Here is a 25,140-nt window from a genome sequence, read left to right as displayed (position 1 = left end):
CTATCGCGGGGCAAGTCCGCTTGCCCCGCGATGCCTTAAAGGCTCAGCACCCCACTGTACAACCCATAAGCCGCCAACCCCGCCCCCACCAGCACCGCAGCAAAGATCAGCTTCTCCCAGGTGGTAAACAGCGCCTGCCCCTGCTCATGCTTGGCCCGGGCAAACAGGATCACCCCCGGGGCATACAGCAACGCTGAGAGCAGCAGGTACTTGAGCCCGCCGGCGTACAGCAGCCAGATCGCATACACCAGCGCAATCGCAGCAATCAGCAGGTCCTTGCGCCGCGCCCCAGGGTGCCCCTCATAGGACTCACCGCGCACCGCCAGCAGCACCGCATAGGCCGCTGACCACAGGTAAGGCACCAGAATCATCGACGACGCCAGGTAGATCAGGCTGGTGTAGGTACCGGCCGAGAACAATGTGATCAGCAAGAACAGCTGAATCATCACGTTGGTCAGCCACAGGGCATTGGCCGGCACGTGATTGGCGTTTTCCCTGGTCAGAAAGCGCGGCATGGTCTGGTCGCGCGCCGTGGCAAACAGGATCTCGGCGCACAACAACGCCCACGAAAGCAACGCACCCAGCAGCGAGACAGCCAGGCCGATACTGATCAACAAGGCCCCCCAGGGCCCGACGATGTGCTCCAGCACCGAGGCCAGCGACGGGTTCTGCAGGGCCGCAAGCTCCGGCTGGGTCATGACCCCGAGCGACAGCACGTTGACCATCACCAGCAAAGCCAGCACCCCGATAAAGCCGATCACCGTGGCCTTGCCGACGTCCGAGCGCTTCGCCGCACGGCCCGAGTAGACGCTGGCGCCCTCAATGCCGATAAACACGAACACCGTCACCAGCATCATGTTGCGCACCTGATCGAGCACACCGCCAAATTTCGGGTTGCTCAAGCCCCAGATATCACGGGTGAAAATGTCGGCACGAAAGGCCACGGCGGCAATGACGATGAACATCACCAGCGGCACAATCTTGGCCACGGTGGTCACCTGATTGATGAACGCCGCCTCTTTGATACCGCGCAACACCAGAAAATGTACCGCCCACAGCAGCAACGAGGCACAGGCAATGGCGATCGGCGTGTTGCCTTCACCAAACACCGGAAAATAAAAGCCCAGGGTGCTGAACAGCAATACGAAATAACCGACGTTGCCCAGCCAGGCACTGATCCAGTAGCCCCAGGCTGAAGAAAAGCCCATGTACTCGCCAAAGCCGGCCTTGGCGTAGGCATACACCCCGGAGTCGAGCTCGGGCTTGCGGTTGGCCAGGGTCTGGAACACGAAGGCCAGCGCCAGCATACCCACCGCCGTGATACCCCAGCCAATCAATACCGCACCGACGTCGGCACGCGCGGCCATGTTTTGTGGCAGCGAAAAAATCCCGCCGCCGATCATCGAGCCGACCACCAAGGCGATCAACGCACCCAGGCGCAGTTTCTGTCCAGATTCGGACATGCAGATCCCCTTTCTGTCTCGTGTTTGTAATACCAGCAGTACACCCTGAGTTAAATATAAGCCAAGTGTAAGCGTCTATATGTATTAAACCACTAAGCGCGACCTGCTCATAACTAGCGACTCTATGCAGACCGAACTAAATGGTGAGTTTTGTGCACAATTCCCGCTTCTTCAAGCAAATAAGAAATTTTCTCATGGAAAATTTGCGATTCCGCCAAAACGGACTAGCTTCAACTCTCGCAGCCCCGCAAGAGCGATTGCTCTAAAACGCCATGGAGGTGCCAGTTGACAAGGCTTGCAGTACCGCGACCGACAGACTCCTGGAGGCTGTTTCAGTCACTGATTTGCAATGGAATGTCCTGATGAACTGACCTGAATCAGCTAACGACTTCGCCGCTGGATTTATTCTAGCGTCATCTCTTCTCCTGCTATGGAGTTATTCAATGTCAGACGCTCCCGGAAAACTACGACTTGGTGCGCTGGTTGCACTTGTTGTCGGCTCGATGATCGGCGGCGGGATCTTTTCTTTGCCGCAAAACATGGCCGCAAGTGCTGACGTAGGCGCTGTTCTGATCGGTTGGGGGATTACCGCCATCGGTATGCTGACCCTGGCTTTCGTGTTCCAGACCCTGGCCAATCGCAAGCCCGACCTGGACGGCGGGGTGTACGCCTACGCCAAGGCCGGTTTCGGCGATTACATGGGCTTTTCTTCAGCCTGGGGCTACTGGATCAGTGCCTGGCTGGGCAACGTCGGCTACTTCGTGTTGCTCTTCAGTACCCTCGGCTACTTCTTCCCGATCTTTGGCGAGGGCAACACGCCGGCAGCCGTCATTGGTGCCTCGGTACTGCTCTGGGCCGTGCATTTTTTGGTACTGCGCGGCATCAAGGAAGCGGCGTTCATCAACCTGGTCACTACCGTGGCCAAGGTCGTGCCGCTGGCGCTATTCATCCTGATCGCCCTGTTCGCGTTCAAACTGGACATCTTCACCGCTGACATCTGGGGTTCGATGAACCCGGACCTGGGCAGCGTGATGAACCAGGTGCGCAACATGATGCTGGTCACCGTCTGGGTGTTCATCGGCATCGAAGGCGCGAGCATCTTCTCGGCCCGTGCGGAAAAGCGCTCGGACGTGGGCAAGGCCACGGTCATCGGTTTCATCACCGTGCTGCTGTTCCTGGTGCTGGTCAACGTGCTGTCGCTGGGCATCATGACTCAGCCGGAACTGGCCAAGCTGCAGAACCCGTCGATGGCTGCCGTGCTTGAACACGTGGTCGGTCACTGGGGCGCGGTGCTGATCAGCGTCGGCCTGATCGTCTCGCTGCTCGGTGCCCTGCTGTCCTGGGTGCTGCTGTGCGCCGAGATCATGTTCGCCGCCGCCAAAGACCACACCATGCCGGAGTTCCTGCGCCGCGAGAACGCCAACCATGTGCCGGCCAATGCCCTGTGGCTGACCAACGCCATGGTGCAGATCTTCCTGGTCATCACCCTGTTCTCGGCCAGTACTTACCTGTCGCTGATCTACCTCGCCACCTCGATGATCCTGGTGCCTTACCTGTGGTCGGCCGCCTACGCCTTCCTGCTCGCCCTGCGCAGTGAAACCTACGAACAGGCCCTGGCCGAACGCAAGAAAGACCTGGTTATCGGCGGTATCGCCCTGCTCTACGCGGTCTGGCTGCTGTACGCCGGCGGCGTCAAATACCTGCTGCTCTCAGCGCTGCTCTATGCCCCTGGCGTGATCCTGTTCGCCAAGGCCAAGCGTGAGGTCGGCCAACCGATTTTTACCAACGTGGAGAAGCTGATCTTCGCCGCCGTGGTCCTGGGCGCCTTGGTGGCTGCCTATGGCCTGTACGACGGCTTCCTGACTCTGTAACCACCCGTTTTCGCAACTTGGAGGAAATGAACCATGTCCACAGATAAAGCTAAGTACGGCGTACATTCCGAAGCCGGCAAACTGCGCAAAGTAATGGTCTGCTCCCCTGGTCTGGCACACCAGCGCCTGACCCCGAGCAACTGCGACGATCTGCTGTTCGACGACGTCATCTGGGTCAACCAGGCCAAGCGCGACCACTTCGACTTCGTGACCAAAATGCGCGAGCGTGGCATCGAAGTGCTGGAAATGCACAATCTGCTGACCGACATCGTCGCTCAACCTGAAGCACTGAAATGGATCCTCGACCGCAAGATCACCCCGGATACCGTCGGTGTCGGCCTGACCAACGAAGTACGCAGCTGGCTCGAAGGCCTGGAGCCGCGCAAACTGGCCGAGTTCCTGATCGGCGGCGTAGCCGGTGAAGACCTGCCCGACAGCGAAGGCGCCAGCGTCATCAAGATGTACCGCGACTACCTGGGCCACTCCAGCTTCCTGCTCGACCCACTGCCCAACACCCAGTTCACCCGCGACACCACCTGCTGGATCTACGGCGGCGTAACCCTGAACCCGATGTACTGGCCAGCCCGACGTCAGGAAACCCTGCTGACCACCGCCATCTACAAATTCCACCCTGAGTTCACCAATGCCGAATTCGACATCTGGTACGGCGATCCGGATCACGACCACGGCAAGGCCACCCTCGAAGGCGGCGACGTCATGCCGATCGGCAATGGCGTGGTCCTGATCGGTATGGGCGAGCGCACCTCGCGCCAGGCCATCGGCCAACTGGCGCAATCACTGTTCGAAAAAGGCGCTGTCGAGAAAGTCGTGGTGGCTGGCCTGCCTAAATCCCGCGCTGCGATGCACCTGGACACAGTGTTCAGCTTCTGCGACCGCGACCTGGTCACCGTTTTCCCGGAAGTGGTCAAGGAAATCGTTCCGTTCATCATCCGTCCCGATAGCAGCAAGCCTTATGGCCTGGACGTGCGCCGTGAGAACAAATCGTTCCTCGACGTGGTCGCCGAATCCCTCAACCTGAAAACGCTGCGCGTGGTCGAGACCGGCGGCAACAGCTTCGCCGCCGAGCGCGAGCAGTGGGATGACGGTAACAACGTGGTGGCGTTGGAGCCAGGCGTAGTCATCGGCTACGACCGCAACACCTACACCAACACCCTGCTGCGCAAGGCCGGGGTCGAAGTCATCACCATCAGCGCCGGCGAACTGGGCCGTGGCCGCGGCGGCGGTCACTGCATGACCTGCCCGATCGTGCGTGACCCAATCGACTACTAAAACGACCTCCACTGCCTGCACCCACGGGTGCAGGCGGGCCGATCACCGCTTTCCGTTCTCAAGAACAGGAGAATCATCATGGCGTTCAACATCCACAACCGTAACCTGCTGAGCCTGGAACACCACACCCCTCGCGAGTTGCGCTACCTGCTGGACCTGTCCCGCGACCTGAAACGTGCCAAGTACACCGGCACTGAGCAGCAGCACCTCAAAGGCAACAACATTGCGCTGATTTTCGAGAAAACCTCGACCCGCACCCGTTGCGCCTTCGAAGTGGCAGCCTACGACCAGGGCGCCAACGTCACCTACATCGACCCCAACTCCTCGCAGATCGGTCACAAGGAAAGCATGAAGGATACCGCCCGGGTGCTCGGGCGCATGTATGACGCCATCGAGTACCGCGGTTTCAAGCAGGAAATCGTCGAAGAGCTGGCCAAGTTTGCCGGTGTACCGGTGTTCAACGGCCTGACCGACGAGTACCACCCGACCCAGATGATCGCCGACGTGCTGACCATGCGTGAACACGCCGACAAGCCGATCCACGAGATCAGCTACGCCTACTTGGGCGATGCGCGCAACAACATGGGCAACTCGTTGCTGCTGGTCGGCGCCAAGCTCGGCATGGACGTACGCATCTGCGCGCCCAAAGCCCTGTGGCCGCATGACGACCTGGTCGCCCGCTGCAAGAAATACGCAGAAGAAAGCGGCGCACGCATCACCCTGACTGAAGACCCGAAAGCGGCAGTCAAAGGCGTCGACTTCATCCACACCGACGTCTGGGTATCGATGGGCGAGCCGGTTGAAGCCTGGGCCGAACGCATCACCCAACTGCTGCCGTACCAGGTCAACGCCGAGCTGATGAAAGCCACCGGCAACCCGCGGACCAAGTTCATGCACTGCCTGCCGGCGTTCCACAACTCCGACACCAAGGTCGGCAAACAAATCGCCGAACAGTACCCGCACCTGGCCAACGGGATCGAAGTGACCGACGACGTGTTCGAGTCGCCGGCCTGCATCGCCTTCGAGCAGGCGGAAAACCGCATGCACACCATCAAGGCGATCCTGGTATCGACCCTGGCTGACCTGTAATCCATTCAGGGAGCGAACCTTTGCTCCTGTGGGAGCCGGCCTTGCCGGCGATGGCATCGACGCAGTATCCGTTACTGCGCGGTGCCCGCATCGCTGGCAAGGCCAGCTCCCACAAGAGCTTCGCTGCCAACGCTAGAAGGACATCATCATGCGTATCGTTGTTGCATTGGGCGGCAACGCCCTGCTGCGCCGTGGCGAACCCATGACTGCAGACAATCAGCGCGCCAATATTCGCATCGCCGCCGAGCAGATCGCCAAGATCCATACGGGCAACGAGCTGGTCATCGCCCACGGCAATGGCCCGCAAGTTGGCCTGCTGTCGTTGCAGGCGCAATCCTACAAGCCCGACGAAGCCTACCCGCTGGACGTGCTCGGGGCTGAAACCGAAGGCATGATCGGCTACATCATCGAACAGGAGCTGGGCAACCTGCTGGACTTCGAAGTGCCGTTCGCCACCCTCCTGACTCAGGTCGAGGTGGACGCGAACGATCCGGCCTTCAAGGACCCAACCAAGTTCATCGGCCCGGTCTACAGCAAGGAAGACGCCGAACGCCTGGCCAAGGAAAAAGGCTGGGTGGTCAAGGCCGACGGCGACAAGTACCGCCGTGTGGTGGCCAGCCCCAAACCCAAGCGCATTTTCGAGATCCGCCCGATCAAATGGCTGCTGGAAAAGAACAGCATCGTGATTTGCGCCGGCGGTGGTGGCATCCCCACCATGTATGACGAGAATCGCAAGCTCAAGGGCATTGAGGCGGTGATCGACAAGGACCTGTGCTCGGCGCTGCTGGCCGAACAGCTGGACGCCGACCTGCTGGTGATCGCCACCGACGTCAATGCGGCGTTCATCGACTACGGCAAGCCGACCCAGAAGGCCATTGCCCAGGCGCACCCGGACGAGCTCGAGCGTCTGGGCTTTGCCGCAGGCTCCATGGGCCCGAAAGTCCAGGCTGCTTGCGACTTCGCCCGCCACACCGGCAAAGTAGCGGTGATCGGTTCGCTGGCCGACATCGAGGAGATCGTCAAGGGTACTGCCGGTACCCGGGTGAGCACCTCGAAGCCTGGAATCAGCTACCGTTGAATGCAGTGGGCGGGCTTGCGAGCCCGCCGTTTTCAACTTTCCGGAGGATTCCATCATGGCCCAGTTTCAACCCGGTCACGTGCATATCGAGCGCACCGCGCTGAATAAGGCTGATCACAGTTACGACCTGAATATCGAGTACGCAGTAGTCCGGGAAGCCAACAAACACGGCATTGATTTCCACATGCATGGGAGCATCGAAGGCAAGACCGTGGAGGAAAAGTTCTTCCTGAGCAAGGAAGAGGTACTGCCGAGCTTCCTGAGTGTTGCCACGCGCAGGGCGCAGAGCTACATGCCGTCGCCCAAGAAATTCGAGAGCCTGGGCTCAACGCACAAGATCTACGACCTGATGTTCGAGGACATTCGCGAGAAGCTGGATGTGAAATCGGGGGATTCGGTCAATCCCGAGCACTTCGAATAGCCCTACCGTCCTCATCGCGGGGCAAGCCCGCTCCTACACTGGGGTGAGCGGGCTTGCCCGGCGATTGCGCTGAACAGCATACTTGCCGCCTTCGGCAGCCTTGAATCCCCCTCCCCATGCGCATCCATGTCAGTTTCATCGACCGCGTCGGCATCACCCAGGAAGTGCTGGCCCTGCTCGGCGCCCGCAACCTCAACCTGGACGCCGTGGAGATGGTGCCGCCAAACGTCTACATCGACGCCCCGACCCTCAGCCCCCATGTCCTCGAAGAACTGCACGATGCGCTGTTCAACGTGCAGGGCGTGCAAAGCGTGCAAGTGGTCGACATCCTCCCTGGCCAACGCCGCCACCTGCAGCTCGATGCCCTACTCGCGGCCATGAGCGACCCGGTGCTGGCGCTGGACAGTGCCGGCCACGTGTTGCTGGCCAACCCGGCACTGGTGGCGCTGTGCGGGCAGGAACCGTCCGACCGTTCGGTGGCCGACCTGTTTGGTGATCCGGGCCTGCTCGAGGCGTTGATCGAACAAGGCTTTCACTTGCCGATGCGCGAAGTCACCCTCAATGGCCAGACCCTGCTGCTCGACGCTACGCCGATCACCAATGCCGGCGCCCTGCTGACCCTGTACCAACCCAACCGTATCGGTGAGCGGCTGTCGGCGCTGCACCATGACCACGCCGAGGGCTTCGATGCGCTGCTCGGTGATTCGCCGCCCATCCGTACTCTCAAGGCCCGCGCCCTGCGTGTGGCGGCCCTGGATGCGCCGCTGTTGATTCACGGCGAAACAGGCACCGGCAAAGAGCTGGTGGCCCGCGCCTGCCACGCCATCAGCAGCCGCCACAACGCGCCGTTTCTGGCGCTCAACTGCGCGGCGCTGCCGGAGAACCTGGCCGAAAGCGAGCTGTTCGGCTACGCCCCCGGCGCCTTTACCGGCGCGCAGCGAGGTGGCAAGCCCGGGCTGATGGAGCTGGCCAACCAAGGCACGGTGTTTCTCGACGAGATCGGCGAGATGTCGCCGTACCTGCAGGCCAAGCTGTTGCGTTTTCTCAACGATGGCAGCTTCCGTCGGGTCGGCGGCGACCGCGAGGTTAAGGTCAATGTGCGAATCCTCAGCGCCACCCACCGTGACCTGGAAAAGATGGTCGCCGAAGGCACCTTTCGCGAAGACCTGTTCTACCGCCTGAACGTGCTCAACCTGCAGGTACCGCCGCTGCGCGAGCGCGGTCAGGACATCCTGCTGCTGGCGCGCTACTTCATGCAGCAGGCCTGCACCCAGATCCAGCGGCCATTGTGCCGCCTGGCCCCGGCCACCTACCCGGCGCTACTGGGCAACCGCTGGCCAGGCAACGTGCGCCAGTTGCAGAACGTGATCTTCCGCGCCGCAGCCATCAGCGAAAGCAGCCTGGTGGACATCGGCGACCTGGACATCGCCGGCACCTCGGTCGCCCGTGGTCATGATGCTGAAGTCGATAGCCTGGAACAGGCCGTGGAAGACTTCGAACGCAGCCTGCTGGCCAAGCTCTACAGCAGCTACCCTTCGACCCGCCAGTTGGCCAGCCGCCTGCAAACCTCGCACACCGCCATCGCTCATCGCCTGCGTAAATACGGCATCCCGGCCAAGCCCTGATCATCCGTAGCGAATTCGATACACTGTAACGAATTCAACACGGCACAGTTTCAGGGCCAGAGTGCAAGGTTCTGATCCACTTGCGCTTTTTTCCCCGGCCTGTGCTGTAGCGATTTCGCTACAGAAGATGATTTTCTAATCTTCATAAAATATCTAATCAATTGTTTTATAACGATATTTTATAAATGGCCGCATTATTGCTAAGGCATTCCTCATCCCTGGCTCACCTGAGCCACGCCCACAGCCGATCCCTGCGGCCTTTGAGGAGTTTCCATGAGCGAGTTGCGTTTTACCGAAGATCACGAATGGCTGCGTAGCGAAGCAGATGGCAGCTTCACCGTCGGGATTACCGCTTTCGCCCAGAACGCCCTGGGCGATGTGGTCTACGTGCAACTGCCGGAGCTGCAAACTTACGCGCAAGGCGCCGAAGCCTCGACCGTCGAGTCGGTCAAGGCCGCCAGCGGCGTATACATGCCTCTCACCGGTGAAGTGGTAGCGGTCAACGAACAGCTCGAAGGCAACCCCGAGCTGGTCAACGAAGACCCGCTGGGGGAAGGCTGGTTCTTCCGTTTCATCCCGGCCGACGCCGGCGCCGTCGCGCAACTGCTCGACCAGGACGCCTACGACCGCCTGATCAAAGCCAACGCCGACGCCTGAGGAAGCCACCATGACCATCAACCTCGGCACTGCCAACGAATTCATCGCCCGCCACATCGGCCCGCGCCAGCACGACGAGCAGCACATGCTTGCCACCCTGGGTTTCGACTCGCTGGAGGCGATGAGCGCCGCAGTCATTCCCGACAGCATCAAGGGCACCAGCGTACTTGAACTGGGCGCTGGGCAAAGCGAAGCTCAGGCCCTGGCCTCACTCAAGGCCATTGCTGGCAACAACCAACTGTTCAAAAGCTTCATCGGCCAGGGTTACTACAACTGCCACACCCCGGCGCCGATCCTGCGCAACCTGCTGGAGAACCCGGCCTGGTACACCGCCTACACCCCGTACCAGCCAGAGATTTCCCAAGGCCGCCTGGAAGCACTGCTGAACTTCCAGACCCTGATCAGCGACCTCACCGGCCTGCCGATCGCCAACGCCTCCCTGCTCGACGAAGCCACCGCCGCCGCCGAAGCCATGACCTTCTGCAAGCGCGTGAGCAAGAACAAGGCTAGCCACGTCTTCTTCGCTTCCGTGCACTGCCATCCGCAGACCCTCGACGTGCTGCGCACCCGTGCCGAACCGCTGGGTATCGAAGTCGTGGTGGGCGACGAGCGCCAGTTGAGCGATGTCAGCGCCTACTTCGGCGCCCTGCTGCAATACCCCGCCAGCAGCGGTGAAGTCTTCGATTACCGTGAACTGGTCGAGCGTTTCCACGCAGCCAACGCCCTGGTCGCCGTGGCCGCCGACCTGCTGGCCCTGACCCTGCTTGCCCCTCCGGGCGAATTCGGCGCCGACGTGGCCATCGGCAGCGCCCAGCGCTTTGGTGTACCGCTGGGCTTCGGTGGCCCTCACGCGGCCTACTTCTCCACCCGCGATGCGTTCAAGCGCGACATGCCGGGCCGCCTGGTCGGCGTGTCGATCGACCGCTTCGGCAAGACCGCCCTGCGCCTGGCCATGCAAACCCGCGAGCAGCATATCCGCCGCGAGAAAGCCACCAGCAACATCTGCACCGCCCAGGTGCTGCTGGCCAACATCGCCAGCATGTACGCCGTGTACCACGGCCCCCAGGGCCTGAAGCAGATCGCCGAACGCACCCATGCGCTGACCGCGATCCTCAAGACCGGCCTGCAGCAACTGGGCGTTGCGGTGCAGGTTGAACACTTCTTCGACACCCTGACCCTGGCTACCGGCAACGCCACCGCCACCTTGCACGAGCAGGCCCGCGCCCAGCGTCTGAACCTGCGCCAGATCGATGCCCAGCACCTGGGCCTGTCGCTGGATGAAACCAGCACCCAGGCCGACGTCGAAGCGCTGTGGCAGCTGTTTGCCGAGGGCAAGGCCACTCCAGACTTCGCCGCCCTGGCGGCCAGCGTTCAGGCGCAATTGCCTGCCGCCCTGCTGCGCCAGTCAGCGATCCTTGAGCACCCGGTATTCAACCGCTACCACAGCGAAACCGAGCTGATGCGCTACCTGCGCCGCCTGGCCGACAAGGACCTGGCCCTGGACCGCACCATGATTCCGCTGGGCTCGTGCACCATGAAGCTCAACGCTGCCAGCGAAATGATCCCGGTGACCTGGGCCGAGTTCGGCAACCTGCACCCCTTCGCACCCGCCGAGCAGAGCCAGGGCTACCAGCAACTGACCAGCGAGCTGCAAGACATGCTCTGCGCCGCCACCGGCTACGATGCCGTGTCGCTGCAGCCTAACGCCGGCTCACAGGGCGAATACGCAGGCCTGCTGGCCATCCGCGCCTATCACCAGAGCCGTGGCGATGCGCGCCGTGATATCTGCCTGATCCCCTCTTCGGCCCACGGCACCAACCCGGCCACCGCCCACATGGCTGGCATGCGCGTAGTGGTCACTGCCTGTGACGCTCGTGGCAACGTCGACATCGACGACCTGCGGGCCAAGGCCATCGAGCACCGCGAGCACCTCGCCGCGCTGATGATCACCTACCCCTCGACCCACGGTGTGTTCGAAGAAGCCATCGGCGAGATCTGCGCGATCATCCACGACAACGGCGGCCAGGTGTACATCGACGGCGCCAACATGAACGCCATGGTCGGCCTCTGCGCCCCGGGCAAGTTCGGCGGCGACGTTTCCCACCTGAACCTGCACAAGACCTTCTGCATCCCTCACGGCGGTGGCGGCCCGGGGGTCGGCCCGATCGGCGTCAAGTCGCACCTGGCACCGTTCCTGCCCGGCCATGCACACATGGACAACAAGCAGGGCGCGGTCTGCGCTGCACCGTTCGGCAGCGCCAGCATCCTGCCGATCACCTGGATGTACATCCGCATGATGGGTGGCGCCGGGCTCAAGCGCGCATCGCAAATGGCCATTCTCAATGCCAACTACATCGCCCGCCGCCTGGAAGAGCACTATCCTGTGTTGTATACCGGCAGCAACGGCTTGGTAGCGCACGAGTGCATCCTCGACTTGCGCCCGATCAAGGACAGCAGCGGCATCAGCGTCGATGACGTGGCCAAGCGCCTGATCGATTTCGGTTTCCACGCCCCGACCATGTCCTTCCCGGTGGCCGGTACGCTGATGATCGAACCGACCGAAAGCGAGTCTAAAGAAGAACTGGACCGCTTCTGCGAGGCGATGATTCGCATCCGCGAAGAGATTCGTGCGGTAGAGAGCGGCAGCCTGGACAAGGACGACAACCCGCTGAAGAACGCCCCGCACACCGCCGCCGAAATCGCCGGTGAGTGGAGCCACCCGTACAGCCGCGAGCAGGCCGTGTATCCGCTGGCGTCGCTGGTGGAAGGCAAGTACTGGCCACCGGTCGGCCGGGTCGACAACGTGTTTGGCGACCGTAACCTGGTCTGTGCCTGCCCGTCGATCGAGAGCTACCAGGACGCGTGAGGCCTCATCGCGGGTCAAGCCCGCTCCCACAGGATTACCGCTATCCCTGTAGGAGCGGGCTTGACCCGCGATGCTCTTGACCATCAATGAGGGTAAGACCATGTCACTAAGCGTCTTCGACCTGTTCAAGATCGGCATCGGTCCCTCCAGTTCCCATACCGTCGGCCCCATGCGCGCGGCCGCGCGCTTTGCCGAAGGCTTGCGCCGCGACGACCTGCTCACGGCCACGGTCAGTGTAAAAGCCGAGCTCTACGGCTCGCTCGGTGCCACTGGCAAAGGCCACGGCAGCGACAAGGCGGTACTGCTCGGCCTGGAAGGCGAACACCCCGACAGTGTCGATACCCAGAACATCCCCGCACGCCTGCAGGCCATCCGCAGCAGCGGCCGGCTGAAACTGCTCGGCGAGCAGGAAATCAACTTCGTCGAAAAACAGCACCTGGCGATGATCCGCAAGCCGCTGGCCTATCATCCCAACGGCATGATCTTTCGCGCCTTCGACGCCGCCGGCCTGCAGATCCGCAGCCGCGAGTACTACTCGGTGGGCGGTGGCTTCGTGGTCGATGAAGATGCCGCCGGCGCCGACCGCATCGTCGAAGACAGCACCGTGCTGCCCTACCCGTTCAAGACCGCCAAGCAACTGCTCGGCCATTGCGCCGCGCAGAACCTGTCGATCAGCCAGATCATGCTGGCCAACGAGGCCGCCTGGCGGCCGGAAAGCGAAACCCGCAGCGGCCTGCTACACATCTGGCAGGTCATGCAGGACTGCGTCTCGGCCGGCTGCCGCAACGAAGGCATCCTGCCTGGCGGGCTCAAGGTCAAACGCCGTGCCGCAGCGCTCTACCGGCAACTGTGCAACAACCCCGAAGCGAGTCTGCGCGATGCTTTGTCGGTGCTCGACTGGGTCAACCTGTACGCCTTGGCGGTCAACGAAGAAAACGCCTTTGGCGGACGTGTGGTCACCGCGCCCACCAATGGCGCCGCCGGCATCGTCCCGGCGGTGCTGCACTACTACATGCGCTTTATCCCCGGCGCCAACGACGACGGCGTGGTGCGTTTTCTGCTCACCGCCGCCGCCATCGGCATCCTCTATAAAGAAAACGCCTCGATCTCCGGTGCCGAAGTCGGCTGCCAGGGCGAGGTGGGCGTTGCCTGTTCAATGGCCGCCGGTGCCCTGTGCGAGGTCCTGGGCGGCAGCGTGCAGCAGGTCGAGAACGCTGCCGAGATCGGCATGGAGCACAACCTGGGCCTGACGTGCGATCCGATCGGCGGGCTGGTCCAGGTGCCTTGTATCGAGCGCAACGCCATGGGTTCGGTCAAGGCCATCAATGCGGTGCGCATGGCCTTGCGTGGCGACGGGCAGCACTACGTCTCGCTGGATAAAGTCATCCGCACCATGCGCCAGACCGGCGCCGACATGAAAAGCAAATACAAGGAGACCGCCCGCGGCGGTCTGGCCGTCAACATCATCGAATGCTGACACCCTCTCAAGCCCCAAGGAGTCATCAATGTCTACCGAAACACTGCTCAAGACCCCACTGCACGCCCTGCACTTGGAGCTGGGCGCACGCATGGTGCCGTTCGCCGGTTACGACATGCCGGTCCAGTACCCGCTGGGGGTGATGAAAGAGCACCTGCACAGCCGCGAGCAGGCTGGCCTGTTCGATGTGTCGCACATGGGCCAGATTCGTCTGAGCGGCGCCAATGCCGCCAAGGCCCTGGAAACCCTGGTACCGGTCGACATAATCGACTTACCGGTAGGCATGCAGCGCTACGCCATGTTCACCAACGAACAAGGCGGCATTCTCGACGACCTGATGGTTGCCAACCTGGGCAACGACGAACTGTTCCTGGTGGTCAACGCAGCCTGCAAGGAGCAGGACCTGGCGCACCTGCGCAAGCACATCGGCGAGCAGTGCCAGATCCAGCCGCTGTTCGAGGAGCGTGCGCTGCTCGCCCTGCAGGGGCCGGCGGCGGTCAAGGTGCTGGAGCGCCTGGCGCCTGAAGTGGCGACGATGACCTTCATGCAGTTCCAAGCGGCGCAACTGTTGGGCGCCGACTGCTATGTCAGCCGCTCGGGCTATACCGGTGAAGACGGTTTTGAAATCTCGGTCCCAGCCGACAAGGCCGAAGCCCTGGCGCGTCGCTTGCTGGCCGAGCCGGAAGTGGCTGCCATCGGCCTGGGGGCGCGAGACTCGCTGCGCCTGGAAGCCGGCCTGTGCCTGTACGGCCACGACATGAACACCCAGACCACGCCAATTGAAGCCAGCTTGCTCTGGGCCATCTCTAAGGTGCGGCGTGCTGACGGTGAGCGCGCCGGTGGCTTCCCCGGTGCCGAAGCAATCTTTGCCCAGCAGCAAAACGGCGTTACGCGCAAACGCGTGGGGCTGCTGCCGCAGGAACGTACGCCAGTACGTGAAGGTGCCGAGATCGTCGATGAGGCGGGCACTGTAATCGGCAGCATCTGCAGCGGCGGCTTTGGGCCGACGCTCAATGCGCCCGTGGCGATGGGGTATCTGGACACAGGCCATAGTGCATTGGATACCGCGGTGTGGGCGATTGTTCGTGGCAAGCGCGTGGCAATGAAAGTCAGCAAGATGCCGTTCGTTGCCCAGCGCTATTATCGCGGCTGAATCGTTACTTGAAACAGGGTGTCATACGCGTTCGGATTTTCGAATTCGAACGCGTTTTATAACTTTCGAACGACGTTGCAACAGCGCTTGGAATGAGCCGGAAAAAATCCACCGAACGGCCGCTAAAAGGCACAGCAGTAGCGGTCTGCAGGGCTTGTTTTTGTCTTCAAAGTTAGCGTATTGTCTGTGCACTGTGTTTGCATGGGTCGCTATGGTTCGTGACCTGGGCAGTAGCGCTGAGATTTGCTACAACCCGTTCGACGTCTCTTACTTTCCTGCAACCCAGCCCAGTACTCTTTCATCTGGAAGAAGCTGTTACTAATTCTAAGTTTCAAAGGAAATAAGACAATGTCCCAACGTCAGAGCGGTACCGTCAAGTGGTTTAACGACGAGAAAGGTTTTGGTTTCATCACTCCAGAAAGCGGTCCGGATCTGTTCGTACATTTCCGCGCTATTCAGGGTAACGGCTTCAAGAGCCTGAAAGAAGGTCAGAAGGTTACCTTCGTCGCTGTGCAAGGCCAGAAAGGCATGCAGGCTGACGAAGTTCAAGCCGAAGGCTGATCTTCATCCACAAAAAAGCCCCTGCTGGCAACAGCAGGGGCTTTTTTGTGCCCGCAATGTGGGCGCGGGCTGGCCCCGCGATTGCGCAGTTGACAAGTAAACCGTGTCGCAGGGCAACGAATCGTCCGCATAATTTCGTAGAATGGCGGTTTTGCTCAAAGAGGCCCGTGTATGCCCAAGCAGTTGTTACAGCCCCAGGGCGAATTCCCGGTTGTCGACCTTGGCCGTCGCCTGGCCGCCATGTTCTACGACTTCCTGCTATGCACCGCGCTGCTGATCGTCACCGCTGGCGCCTACAAAATGATCCAGATGGCCTTTATCGGCGAAGCGCGCATGCGCGAACTGACCGAGGCTGGCGCTCTGGATGGTGACCCGCTGCTCTCGACTATTTTGCTCTTCGCTCTGTTTGGTTTCTTTGCCAAGTTCTGGACCCACGGCGGCCAGACCCTGGGCATGCAGGTATGGGGCATCCGTGTGCAGAACTCCGACGGTAGCGCCATCAGCCTGTGGCAGGCGCTGCTGCGCTTTGTGGTGTCGATCGGCTCCTGGCTTTGCCTGGGTCTGGGTTTCATCTGGGCGCTGTTCGACAAGCGCAAGCGCTGCTGGCATGACATCTATTCCGACACCCAGCTGGTACGGATTCCCAAGCTAAAAAAATAGCAGGTACAAAAAAGCCGACCCAAGTGTCGGCTTTTTTGTACCTGCAATCACCTATCCGGCGCGTCGCAACAACCACAAACCGGCCACCGCACAAATGGCCGCCGGCAGTACTACGGCCAGCAGTGGCGGGAAGCCGAACACCTGGCTCGATGGCCCGAGCAGGTCCTGGGCGATACGGAACACAAAGCCGACCAGCACACCAGTGAACACCCGCTGACCGAGGGTAACCGAACGCAGAGGGCCGAAGATGAAGGAAATGGCCATCAGCACCAGTGCTGCGGTAACCATGGGCTGCAACACCTTGGTCCAGAATGCCAGCCAGTAGCGGGCATTGTTCAGGCCCTGATCGGACAGGTAGTGGATGTAGTCCCAGAGCCCGGTGATCGACAGGGATTCCGGCGCCACCACGACCGTGTTGAGCAGTTGCGGGGTCACCGAAACATCCCAGCGCTCCTCGGGGGTCTTGATCACTTCGGTGCTGTCACCGCGAAAATGCGTGGTGGTGACATCACTGAGCAGCCAATGGTCGTCCTTGTACTGGGCGCGACGGGCGAAGCTGGATGTCTGCATGTGCCGCTCGTTGTCAAAACGATAACGGGTCACGCCGTACAGCAGGCCGTTGGGCTGCACCGAGTTGATGTGCACGAACTCATCGCCCTGACGGTGCCACATGCCCCGCTTGGAGCTCTGCGCCTCGCCACCGCCCTGGGCCAGGGAACGGTCGGCCTGGGCCTTGTTCTCGGTGACCGGGGCCAGGTATTCGCCAATCAGGATACCGGCCAGCATCAGCACCAGCATCGGTTTCATCACGGCCCAGACGATACGGCCGATCGACACGCCAGCGGCGCGCATGATGGTCAGTTCGCTGCTGCTGGCCAGGCTGCCCAGGCCGATCAGACAGCCGATCAGGGCAGCCATCGGCAGCATGTCGTACAGACGCCGCGGGGCAGTCAGCAAGACAAAGTTGCCAGCATCCATCAAGGTGTAGGTATCGGTGATATCGCCCATCTCGTCGATGAAGGCGAACAGCGAGGCCAGGCCCAGAATGATCCCCAGCACCGCCAGAATGGCCATCAGCACGCTTTTGCCGATGTAGTTGTCGAGCTTAACCATGGGCCACCTCCGCACGGCGAGCGGCACGCTTGAGGCGCAGCGGCTCCCAGTACATCAGCCCCAGGCCGATCAACAAGAACAGGCCATGAACCCACCAGATGCCCAGACCGATCGGCAGCTTGCCTTTCTCCAGGGCGCCACGTACGGCAATCAGCATTGTCAGGTACGCCATATACAGAAGAATTGCCGGCAGCAGTTTGAGGAAGCGACCCTGGCGCGGGTTGACCCGCGACAGCGGCACCGCCAGCAGGGTCACGACAAACACCAGCAGCGGCAACGACAGACGCCATTGCAGCTCGGCACGCTCGCGCAGACCGTCGCTGCCGATCAGTTGCGAGGTCGGGATGGCTTCACGCTCGGTGACTTCCTCGCTGACTTCAGGCTTGGGCAACAGCACGCCGTAGGTGTCGTACTTGATTGCCCGGTAGTCGGCCTGCCCCGGGTTGCCATCGTAGCGGTAACCGTTTTCCAGGATCAGGTAGCGATTACCGTCGGCATTGACCTGCTGGTGGCCCTTCTCGGCGACCAGCACCGAAGGACCACGGTCCTTGGTCTTGTCCTGATTGAAGCGCTTCTCGGAAATGAACACGCCGCCCAGATTGACCCGATCTTCCGACAGCTGTTCGGTATAGGTCACCCGCGACCCGTCACGCAGGGTCTGGAAACGGCCCGGCACCAGGGTATCGAACTCGGTCAGGGCATCCTGCTGGTTGATGATCTGCGCCACCTGGGTCACACCCTGTGGTGCCAGGCCCAGGCTCAGCCAGGCCACCAGCAGGGCAACCAGCGCCGCCGGCGCCATGGTCATGCCCAACAGACGCTGCTGGCTCATGCCGGTGGCCGAGAGCACGGTCATTTCGCTTTCGAGGTACAACCGGCCATAAGCCAGAAGGATCCCAAGAAACAGCCCCAAAGGCAGGATCAACTGCAGGAAACCCGGCAGGCGATAGCCCATGATCAGGAACAGCACGCTCGGATCGAGCACGCCCTGCGCGGCCTGGGCCAGGTATTTGATGAAGCGCCCGCTCATGATGATGACCAGCAGCACAGCGCTGACGGCACTCAAGGTCACCAGGACCTCGCGGGACAGATAACGAAAGACGATCAAACCAGACACTCCTGGGTTGTCAGGCTCGGACAGCCAAACAAGGAATCCATAACAGCCAACATAGTAGCCCGCTCGCTGGAGCGAACCCGGGTAAAAGTTGGCGCATTATCCTGTGATTGACCGTGCCTGTCACTTGGCGCCGCACAATGCTTCATCTCGGGGTTGTCAGCGCGGGCGAAGCAGGCTCAAACTGGGGGCTTTATTGCTGGTACGCGACCACGCGGCCACAACCCTAGACGCGCCGGCACAAGCCGCGCGCACTGACAGATCATTCGGGGAACCTGACATGGAACTGGTTGTAAAAAGCGTAGCTGCTGCATCCTTGAAAACCGCTACCCTGGTCCTGCCCGTGACGCAAGGCGGCAAACTCGGCGCCATCGCCAAGGCCATCGACGAGGCCACCGGCGGCGCCCTGGCCAGCGTGCTCAAGCGCGGCGACCTGACCGGCAACGTCGGCCAGACCCTGCTGCTGCACAGCCTGCCCAACCTCAAGGCCGAGCGCGTGCTGCTGGTGGGTACCGGCAAGGATGGCGACCTGGGTGATCGCAGCTTTCGCAAAGTCATCGCCAGTGTGCTGACCGTGCTCAAGGCCCTCAATGGCGGTGACGCGGCGCTGGCCCTGGACGACGTCAACGTCAGCGGTCGCGATGCTTTCTATGGCAAGACGCGCCTGCTGGCCGAAACCCTGCTCGATGGCCAGTACGCTTTCGACCAGTTCAAGAGCAAGAAGGCCGAACCGCGTGCCCTGAAGAAAATCACCCTGCTCAGCACCAAGGCTGGCGTCAGCGAGGTCGAGCGTGCGGTCAAGCATGCTGTCGCCATCGCCAACGGCATGGGCTTCACCCGTGACCTGGGCAACCTGCCACCTAATGTCTGCCACCCAAGCTACCTGGCCGAGCAGGCCAAGGCCCTGGGCAAGGAATTCAAGGCCCTGAAGGTCGAGGTTCTGGACGAGAAGAAGATCAAGGACCTGGGCATGGGCGCCTTCTACGCCGTTGGCCAGGGCAGCGACCAGCCACCACGCCTGATCGTGCTCAACTATCAGGGCGGCAAGAAGAGCGAGAAGCCTTTCGTACTGGTCGGCAAGGGCATCACCTTCGACACCGGTGGCATCAGCCTCAAGCCTGGCGCCGGCATGGATGAAATGAAGTTCGACATGGGCGGCGCCGCCAGCGTGTTCGGCACCCTGCGCGCCGTGCTCGAACTGCAACTGCCGATCAACCTGGTGTGCCTGCTGGCCTGTGCCGAGAACATGCCGAGCGGCGGCGCCACCCGTCCGGGCGACATCGTCACGACCATGAGCGGGCAGACCGTCGAGATTCTCAACACCGACGCCGAAGGCCGTCTGGTGCTGTGCGATACCCTGACCTACGCCGAACGCTTCAAGCCCCAGGCTGTAATCGACATCGCCACCCTGACCGGCGCCTGCGTCGTCGCCCTGGGCAGCCACACCTCGGGCCTGATGGGCAACAACGACGATCTGGTCGGGCAACTGCTCGATGCTGGCAAGCGTGCCGACGACCGCGCCTGGCAGTTGCCGCTGTTCGACGAATACCAGGAGCAGCTCGACAGCCCGTTCGCCGACATCGCCAACATCGGCGGGCCGAAAGCCGGCACCATCACCGCCGGGTGCTTCCTGTCGCGCTTTGCCAAGGCCTACAACTGGGCCCACCTGGACATCGCCGGCACCGCCTGGGTCAGCGGCGGCAAGGACAAAGGCGCCACCGGCCGCCCAGTACCGTTGCTGACCCAGTACCTGCTCGATCGCGCCAACGCCTGAGATGACGCTGGCCGCCTGCGCCCTCGGGCGTAGCCGGCCGGCAGGCCGATCATGAGCAAAGTCGATTTCTACATATTGCCCAGCGCCGCGCCCTCGGCGCGCCTGGATTTCGCCTGCAAGCTGTGCGAAAAGGCCTGGCGCCTCGGGCACCGGGTCTACCTGCATTGCAGCGACAGTGCCCAGCGCGATGAGCTGGACGCACGCCTGTGGGCCTTCAAGGGAGAAGCCTTCGTGCCGCACAGCGCAGCCGAAGACGAGCCGCAAGGCAGTGTCGGCCTGGGCCTGGGCGATGACGCCGGCAGCCACCAGGACCTGTTGATCAACCTTGATCTCAAGGTGCCACCGTTCTCCGCCCGCTTTGCCCGGATCGCCGAGATCGTGGTCGAAGAGCCGGCGATTCGTCAGGCAGCCCGAGAGAGTTTCCGTTTCTACCGCGAACAGGGCTATGCTCTGCAAGATCACCGCTTACAGCGACTCTGAAGACGATGGACAAACCCACACCCCTGCCCCAATCCGCACACCTGCTGGACGACCTGGAGTCGATCCGCCAGTTGCTCGGCGATGCATCCCTTGAGCCGCCGCTGTTGACCGATACCGTCGAGGAGCAGATCCCGCTGCTGCTCGAAGAGGCCGAAGCGACGCCAGAACCTGTGCCTCAAGCGCCCGCCGACCCGCAGGCCAAGCGCCAGGAAACCCTGTTGCATCTGGACAGCGAACTGCGCGCCGCCGCCCAGCTGATCATGCAGGATGTGATCAACGATTTCGCCCCGCATATCGAGAGCGAGATCAAGCGCCGGCTCGATGCCCGGCTCGAGCGCCTGCTCAACCAGTTTCCCGAGTAAACACACCTTCGCGGGGCAAGCCCGCTCCCACAGTCTGTAGGAGCGGGCTTGCCCCGCGATAGTTTTTGCCTCCTGCCATCACCTCACGCTACGCCCCGGCCCTTATCCCCGTTATACTTCTCGGCTTTCCTGAATAAATGCCTAAGGGTCCCGCCGCGCATGGATAAGACCTACCAGCCGCACGCTATTGAAACTTCCTGGTACAACACCTGGGAGTCCGAGAATTATTTCGCCCCGCAAGGCGCGGGCGATTCCTACACCATCATGATCCCGCCGCCGAACGTCACCGGCAGCCTGCACATGGGTCACGGTTTCAACAACGCGATCATGGACGCCCTGATCCGTTTCCGCCGCATGCAGGGTCGCGACACCCTGTGGCAGCCGGGTACCGACCACGCCGGTATCGCCACGCAGATGCTGGTCGAGCGTCAACTCGAAGCCAAGGGCCAGAACCGTCACGACCTGGGCCGCGAGAAGTTCCTGGAAAAAGTCTGGGAATGGAAGGACCAGTCCGGTGGCAACATCAGCCGCCAGATTCGCCGCCTCGGCTCGTCAGTCGACTGGAGCCGCGAGCGCTTCACCATGGACGACGGCCTGTCGGAAGCGGTGAAGGAAGCCTTCGTGCGCCTGCATGAAGATGGCCTGATCTATCGCGGCAAGCGCCTGGTCAACTGGGATACCAAGCTGCACACGGCGATCTCCGACCTCGAAGTGGAAAACCACGACGAGAAGGGCCACCTATGGAACCTGCGCTACCCGCTGGCCGACGGCGCCAAGACTGCTGACGGCAAGGACTACCTGATCGTTGCCACCACTCGCCCGGAAACCATGCTCGGCGACGCCGCCGTTGCCGTGAACCCGGAAGACGAGCGTTACAAGGCGCTGATCGGCAAGTTCGTCGATCTGCCACTGGTTGGTCGGCGCATCCCGATCATCGCCGACGACTACTGCGATCCGGAATTCGGCACCGGCTGCGTGAAGATCACCCCGGCCCACGATTTCAACGACTACGAAGTCGGCAAGCGCCACAACCTGCCGCTGCTGAACATCTTCGACAAGAACGCCTTCGTGCTGCCGGCAGCTCAGGTGTTCAACCTCGACGGCAGCGTCAACGAAAGCCTCGACGCCACCTTACCCGCCCAGTACGCAGGCCTGGACCGCTTCGTTGCGCGCAAGCAGATCGTCGCCGATTTCGACGCCGCAGGCCTGTTGGTCAGTGTCGACGACCACGCGCTGAAAGTACCCAAAGGCGACCGCTCCGGCACCATCATCGAGCCGTGGCTGACCGACCAGTGGTACGTGTCGACCAAGCCGCTGGCGGAGCCGGCGATCGCTGCCGTTGAAGACGGCCGCATCCAGTTCGTGCCCAAGCAATACGAAAACATGTACTTCTCGTGGATGCGCGACATCCAGGACTGGTGCATCAGCCGTCAGCTGTGGTGGGGCCACCGTATTCCGGCCTGGTACGACGAGTCCGGCAAAGTCTATGTCGGCCGCAGCGAGGAAGAAGTCCGCGCCAAGCACAACCTCGCTGCCGACGTGGTCCTCAACCAGGACAACGACGTCCTCGACACCTGGTTCAGCTCGGGCCTGTGGACCTTCTCGACCCTGGGCTGGCCGCAGCAGACCGAATTTCTCAAGAAATTCCACTCTACCGACGTGCTGGTCACAGGTTTCGACATCATTTTCTTCTGGGTTGCCCGGATGATCATGCTGACCATGCACCTGGTGAAAAACGAGGACGGCACCCCGCAGGTTCCGTTCAAGACCGTCTATGTGCACGGCCTGGTGCGCGATGGCCTGGGCCAGAAGATGTCCAAGTCCAAGGGCAACGTCCTTGACCCGCTGGACATCGTCGACGGCATCACCCTCGACGAGCTGCTGGAAAAACGCACCAGCGGCATGATGCAGCCAAAACTTGCCGAGAAGATCGCCAAGCAGACCAAGGCCGAGTTCCCTGAAGGCATTGCCAGCTACGGCACCGACGCCCTGCGCTTCACCTTCTGCTCGCTGGCCTCCACCGGTCGCGACATCAAGTTCGACATGGGCCGCGTCGAAGGCTATCGCAACTTCTGCAACAAGATCTGGAACGCTGCCCGCTACGTGCTGGACAAGGGCGAGGACTGCGGCCAGAACGGTGAAGACTACGAGCTGTCGCTGGCCGACCGCTGGATCATCTCGCAGTTGCAGCGCACCGAAGCCGAAGTGACCCGCCAGCTCGACCAGTTCCGCTTTGACCTGGCCGCCCAGGCGCTCTACGAGTTCATCTGGAACCAGTATTGCGACTGGTACCTGGAGCTGTCCAAGCCGGTCCTGTGGGACGAGAACGCCCCGGTCGAACGCGCCCGCGGCACTCGCCGCACCCTGGTTCGGGTGCTGGAAGTGGCGCTACGCCTGGCCCATCCGTTCATGCCGTTCATCACCGAAGAAATCTGGCAGCGCCTGGCGCCGCTGGCCGGCGCTGAAGGCAAGACCATCATGCTGCAGCCATGGCCAGTGGCCAATGAAAGCCGCATCGATGCCGCTGCCGAAGGCGACATCGAATGGCTCAAGGAACTGATGCTCGGCGTGCGCAACATCCGTGGCGAAATGAACATTGGCCCGGGCAAGCCACTGCAACTGTTCCTGAAAAACGCCAGCGCCGAAGACCAGCGTCGTCTGCAGGAAAACGAAGCGCTGCTCAAGAAGCTGGCGAAGATCGAATCCTTCACCGTGCTCGGCGAACAGGACGAGGCACCACTGAGCGCCACCGCCCTGGTTGGCGATCTGCAGGTGCTGGTGCCGATGGCCGGCCTGATCGACAAGGACGCCGAGCTGGCTCGCCTGAACAAGGAGATCCAGCGCCTGCAGGGTGAAGTCCAGCGCGTCGGTGGCAAGCTGTCCAACGCCGCCTTCGTCGACAAGGCACCGCCTGCGGTGATCGACAAAGAGCGCGCCAAGCTGGCTGAGGCCGAACAGGCCCTGGCCAACTTCACCGAGCAGCATGCGCGGATTGCCGCCTTGTAACGATCACTGACCTCAGTGATGCCATCGCGGGTCAAGCCCGCTCCCACAGATCTGTAGGAGCAGGCTTGACCCGCGATGCTTTCCACCGGACATCAAGATGACCACAACCAACAAACCGACCCTGCACCCGCGCAATCGCCACCAGGGCCGCTACGACTTCCCCCAGTTGATCAAGAGCAGCCCGGAGCTGGGCCGGTTCATGATCACCAACCCCCATGGCAAGCCGAGCATCGACTTCGCCAACCCGGATGCGGTCAGGGTGTTCAACCGCGCCCTGCTCAAGGCCCAGTACGGTATCCAGCACTGGGATATTCCGGCTGACTACCTGTGCCCGCCGATTCCTGGCCGGGCTGACTACGTGCACGTACTTGCCGATCTGCTGGCCGAAGACAACGGCGGCGAAATCCCCCGAGGTGCGCAAGTCCAGGCACTGGACATCGGCGTCGGCGCCAACTGCATCTACCCGTTGCTGGGCCACAGCGATTATCGCTGGCGCTTCCTCGGCTCGGACATCGATGCCACGGCGCTCGCTGCGGCGGGCGCCATCGTCAAGGCCAACGGCCTGGGCAAGGCCATCAGCCTGCGCCAACAAGACAATCGCAAGCACATCCTGTTGGGGCTACTCAAAGGCGACGAGCGCTTCGACCTGACCCTGTGCAACCCACCCTTCCACGCCTCGCGCGACGAAGCCACCCGTGGCAGCCAGCGCAAATGGCGAGCCCTGGGCAAGGCCGATCCCAAGCGCAAGTTGCCGGTGCTGAACTTTGGCGGGCAGAACAACGAACTGTGGTGTGAAGGCGGTGAGATCCGCTTTGTCAGCCAACTGGTGGCCGAAAGCGCATGCCTGGGCCAGCAGGTGCTGTGGTTCACCAGCCTGGTGTCCAAGGCCTCCAACCTGCCCGGTATCGAGGCGGCGTTGAAAAAGGCCGGGGCCGTCGAGCAGCGGGTGGTGGAGATGGGCCAAGGGCAGAAACAGAGCCGCATGGTCGCCTGGACCTTCCAGGATGCTGCAGCACGCCAGGCCTGGCGACAGCTGCACTGGAGCAAAACCCAGGCATAAAAAAGCCGCGTCCGGGCAAC

At 61.9% G+C, this 25,140-nt stretch carries 20 protein-coding genes; 17 read left to right on the top strand and 3 right to left on the bottom strand.

Features of this window, described 5'->3' with window-relative positions:
- Positions 1-35: 35 nt before the first annotated feature.
- Positions 36-1,463, bottom strand: a complete 1,428-nt coding sequence (arcD, locus tag M5G17_RS06560) for an arginine-ornithine antiporter (protein ID WP_273892173.1) — start codon at positions 1,461-1,463, stop codon at positions 36-38.
- 443 nt (positions 1,464-1,906) lie between these two features.
- On the opposite strand from arcD (M5G17_RS06560), the gene arcD (M5G17_RS06555) reads away from it, so the two are divergent.
- The 12 genes from arcD (M5G17_RS06555) to M5G17_RS06500 all read left to right on the top strand — a co-directional run bounded on the left by arcD (M5G17_RS06555) (position 1,907) and on the right by M5G17_RS06500 (position 16,211).
- Positions 1,907-3,334 carry an arginine-ornithine antiporter gene (gene arcD, locus M5G17_RS06555; RefSeq protein WP_273892172.1) on the top strand — a complete coding sequence of 476 codons (1,428 nt, stop codon included), beginning with the start codon at positions 1,907-1,909 and terminating at the stop codon, positions 3,332-3,334.
- Between the two features lie 33 nt (positions 3,335-3,367).
- Entirely contained in the window at positions 3,368-4,624 is a 1,257-nt protein-coding gene (arcA, locus tag M5G17_RS06550; protein ID WP_273892171.1) for an arginine deiminase, read from the top strand.
- A 78-nt stretch (positions 4,625-4,702) separates the two neighbouring features.
- Positions 4,703-5,713 (top strand): ornithine carbamoyltransferase, encoded by a 1,011-nt coding sequence (locus M5G17_RS06545; RefSeq protein ID WP_130263308.1) that lies wholly within the window; start codon positions 4,703-4,705, stop codon positions 5,711-5,713.
- Positions 5,714-5,861: 148 nt separating this feature from the next.
- A complete protein-coding gene (arcC, locus tag M5G17_RS06540; protein ID WP_273892170.1) occupies positions 5,862-6,791 on the top strand; it encodes a carbamate kinase in 930 nt (309 codons plus the stop codon).
- 55 nt (positions 6,792-6,846) lie between these two features.
- Positions 6,847-7,212 carry a DUF5064 family protein gene (locus M5G17_RS06535; protein ID WP_130263306.1) on the top strand — a complete coding sequence of 122 codons (366 nt, stop codon included), beginning with the start codon at positions 6,847-6,849 and terminating at the stop codon, positions 7,210-7,212.
- 116 nt (positions 7,213-7,328) lie between these two features.
- Positions 7,329-8,837: a sigma-54-dependent transcriptional regulator gene (locus tag M5G17_RS06530; RefSeq protein ID WP_273892169.1), complete on the top strand. Its 1,509-nt coding sequence runs from the start codon at positions 7,329-7,331 to the stop codon at positions 8,835-8,837.
- Positions 8,838-9,110: 273 nt separating this feature from the next.
- A complete protein-coding gene (gcvH, locus tag M5G17_RS06525; RefSeq protein ID WP_273892168.1) occupies positions 9,111-9,494 on the top strand; it encodes a glycine cleavage system protein GcvH in 384 nt (127 codons plus the stop codon).
- A gap of 10 nt (positions 9,495-9,504) precedes the next feature.
- Complete coding sequence (gcvP, locus tag M5G17_RS06520) at positions 9,505-12,360, top strand: aminomethyl-transferring glycine dehydrogenase (protein WP_273892167.1); 2,856 nt, start codon at positions 9,505-9,507, stop codon at positions 12,358-12,360.
- 100 nt (positions 12,361-12,460) lie between these two features.
- Positions 12,461-13,837 carry an L-serine ammonia-lyase gene (locus M5G17_RS06515; protein WP_273892166.1) on the top strand — a complete coding sequence of 459 codons (1,377 nt, stop codon included), beginning with the start codon at positions 12,461-12,463 and terminating at the stop codon, positions 13,835-13,837.
- A 28-nt stretch (positions 13,838-13,865) separates the two neighbouring features.
- The gene (gene gcvT / locus M5G17_RS06510) at positions 13,866-14,990 is read left to right on the top strand and encodes a glycine cleavage system aminomethyltransferase GcvT (RefSeq protein ID WP_273892165.1); all 1,125 of its coding nucleotides are present in this window, start codon (positions 13,866-13,868) and stop codon (positions 14,988-14,990) included.
- Positions 14,991-15,338: 348 nt separating this feature from the next.
- Positions 15,339-15,551 (top strand): cold-shock protein, encoded by a 213-nt coding sequence (locus M5G17_RS06505; protein WP_007934683.1) that lies wholly within the window; start codon positions 15,339-15,341, stop codon positions 15,549-15,551.
- Positions 15,552-15,722: 171 nt separating this feature from the next.
- Positions 15,723-16,211, top strand: a complete 489-nt coding sequence (locus M5G17_RS06500) for an RDD family protein (protein ID WP_273892164.1) — start codon at positions 15,723-15,725, stop codon at positions 16,209-16,211.
- Between the two features lie 51 nt (positions 16,212-16,262).
- Here the strand turns inward: M5G17_RS06500 and lptG are convergent, their stop codons facing one another.
- Positions 16,263-17,324, bottom strand: coding sequence for an LPS export ABC transporter permease LptG (lptG, locus tag M5G17_RS06495; protein WP_273892163.1), 1,062 nt, complete (start codon positions 17,322-17,324; stop codon positions 16,263-16,265).
- A complete protein-coding gene (lptF, locus tag M5G17_RS06490) occupies positions 17,317-18,432 on the bottom strand; it encodes an LPS export ABC transporter permease LptF (RefSeq protein WP_273892162.1) in 1,116 nt (371 codons plus the stop codon). Before lptF ends, lptG begins: the two co-directional genes overlap by 8 nt.
- Positions 18,433-18,718: 286 nt before the next feature.
- Here lptF and M5G17_RS06485 point away from each other — a divergent pair, with 286 nt between their 5' ends.
- The 5 genes from M5G17_RS06485 to rlmF all read left to right on the top strand — a co-directional run bounded on the left by M5G17_RS06485 (position 18,719) and on the right by rlmF (position 25,120).
- Complete coding sequence (locus M5G17_RS06485) at positions 18,719-20,212, top strand: leucyl aminopeptidase (protein WP_273892161.1); 1,494 nt, start codon at positions 18,719-18,721, stop codon at positions 20,210-20,212.
- A gap of 51 nt (positions 20,213-20,263) precedes the next feature.
- Positions 20,264-20,692, top strand: coding sequence for a DNA polymerase III subunit chi (locus M5G17_RS06480; protein WP_273892160.1), 429 nt, complete (start codon positions 20,264-20,266; stop codon positions 20,690-20,692).
- 5 nt (positions 20,693-20,697) lie between these two features.
- Positions 20,698-21,054, top strand: coding sequence for a DNA polymerase III subunit chi (locus tag M5G17_RS06475; RefSeq protein ID WP_273892159.1), 357 nt, complete (start codon positions 20,698-20,700; stop codon positions 21,052-21,054).
- A 159-nt stretch (positions 21,055-21,213) separates the two neighbouring features.
- Positions 21,214-24,060, top strand: coding sequence for a valine--tRNA ligase (locus M5G17_RS06470; protein WP_273892158.1), 2,847 nt, complete (start codon positions 21,214-21,216; stop codon positions 24,058-24,060).
- A 97-nt stretch (positions 24,061-24,157) separates the two neighbouring features.
- Positions 24,158-25,120: a 23S rRNA (adenine(1618)-N(6))-methyltransferase RlmF gene (gene rlmF / locus M5G17_RS06465; RefSeq protein WP_273892157.1), complete on the top strand. Its 963-nt coding sequence runs from the start codon at positions 24,158-24,160 to the stop codon at positions 25,118-25,120.
- Positions 25,121-25,140: the final 20 nt, after the last annotated feature.

Origin of the sequence: Pseudomonas rubra, assembly GCF_028656935.1 — a bacterium.
Lineage (GTDB): Bacteria > Pseudomonadota > Gammaproteobacteria > Pseudomonadales > Pseudomonadaceae > Aquipseudomonas > Aquipseudomonas rubra.
This window is presented reverse-complemented; position numbering and strand designations above follow the sequence as displayed.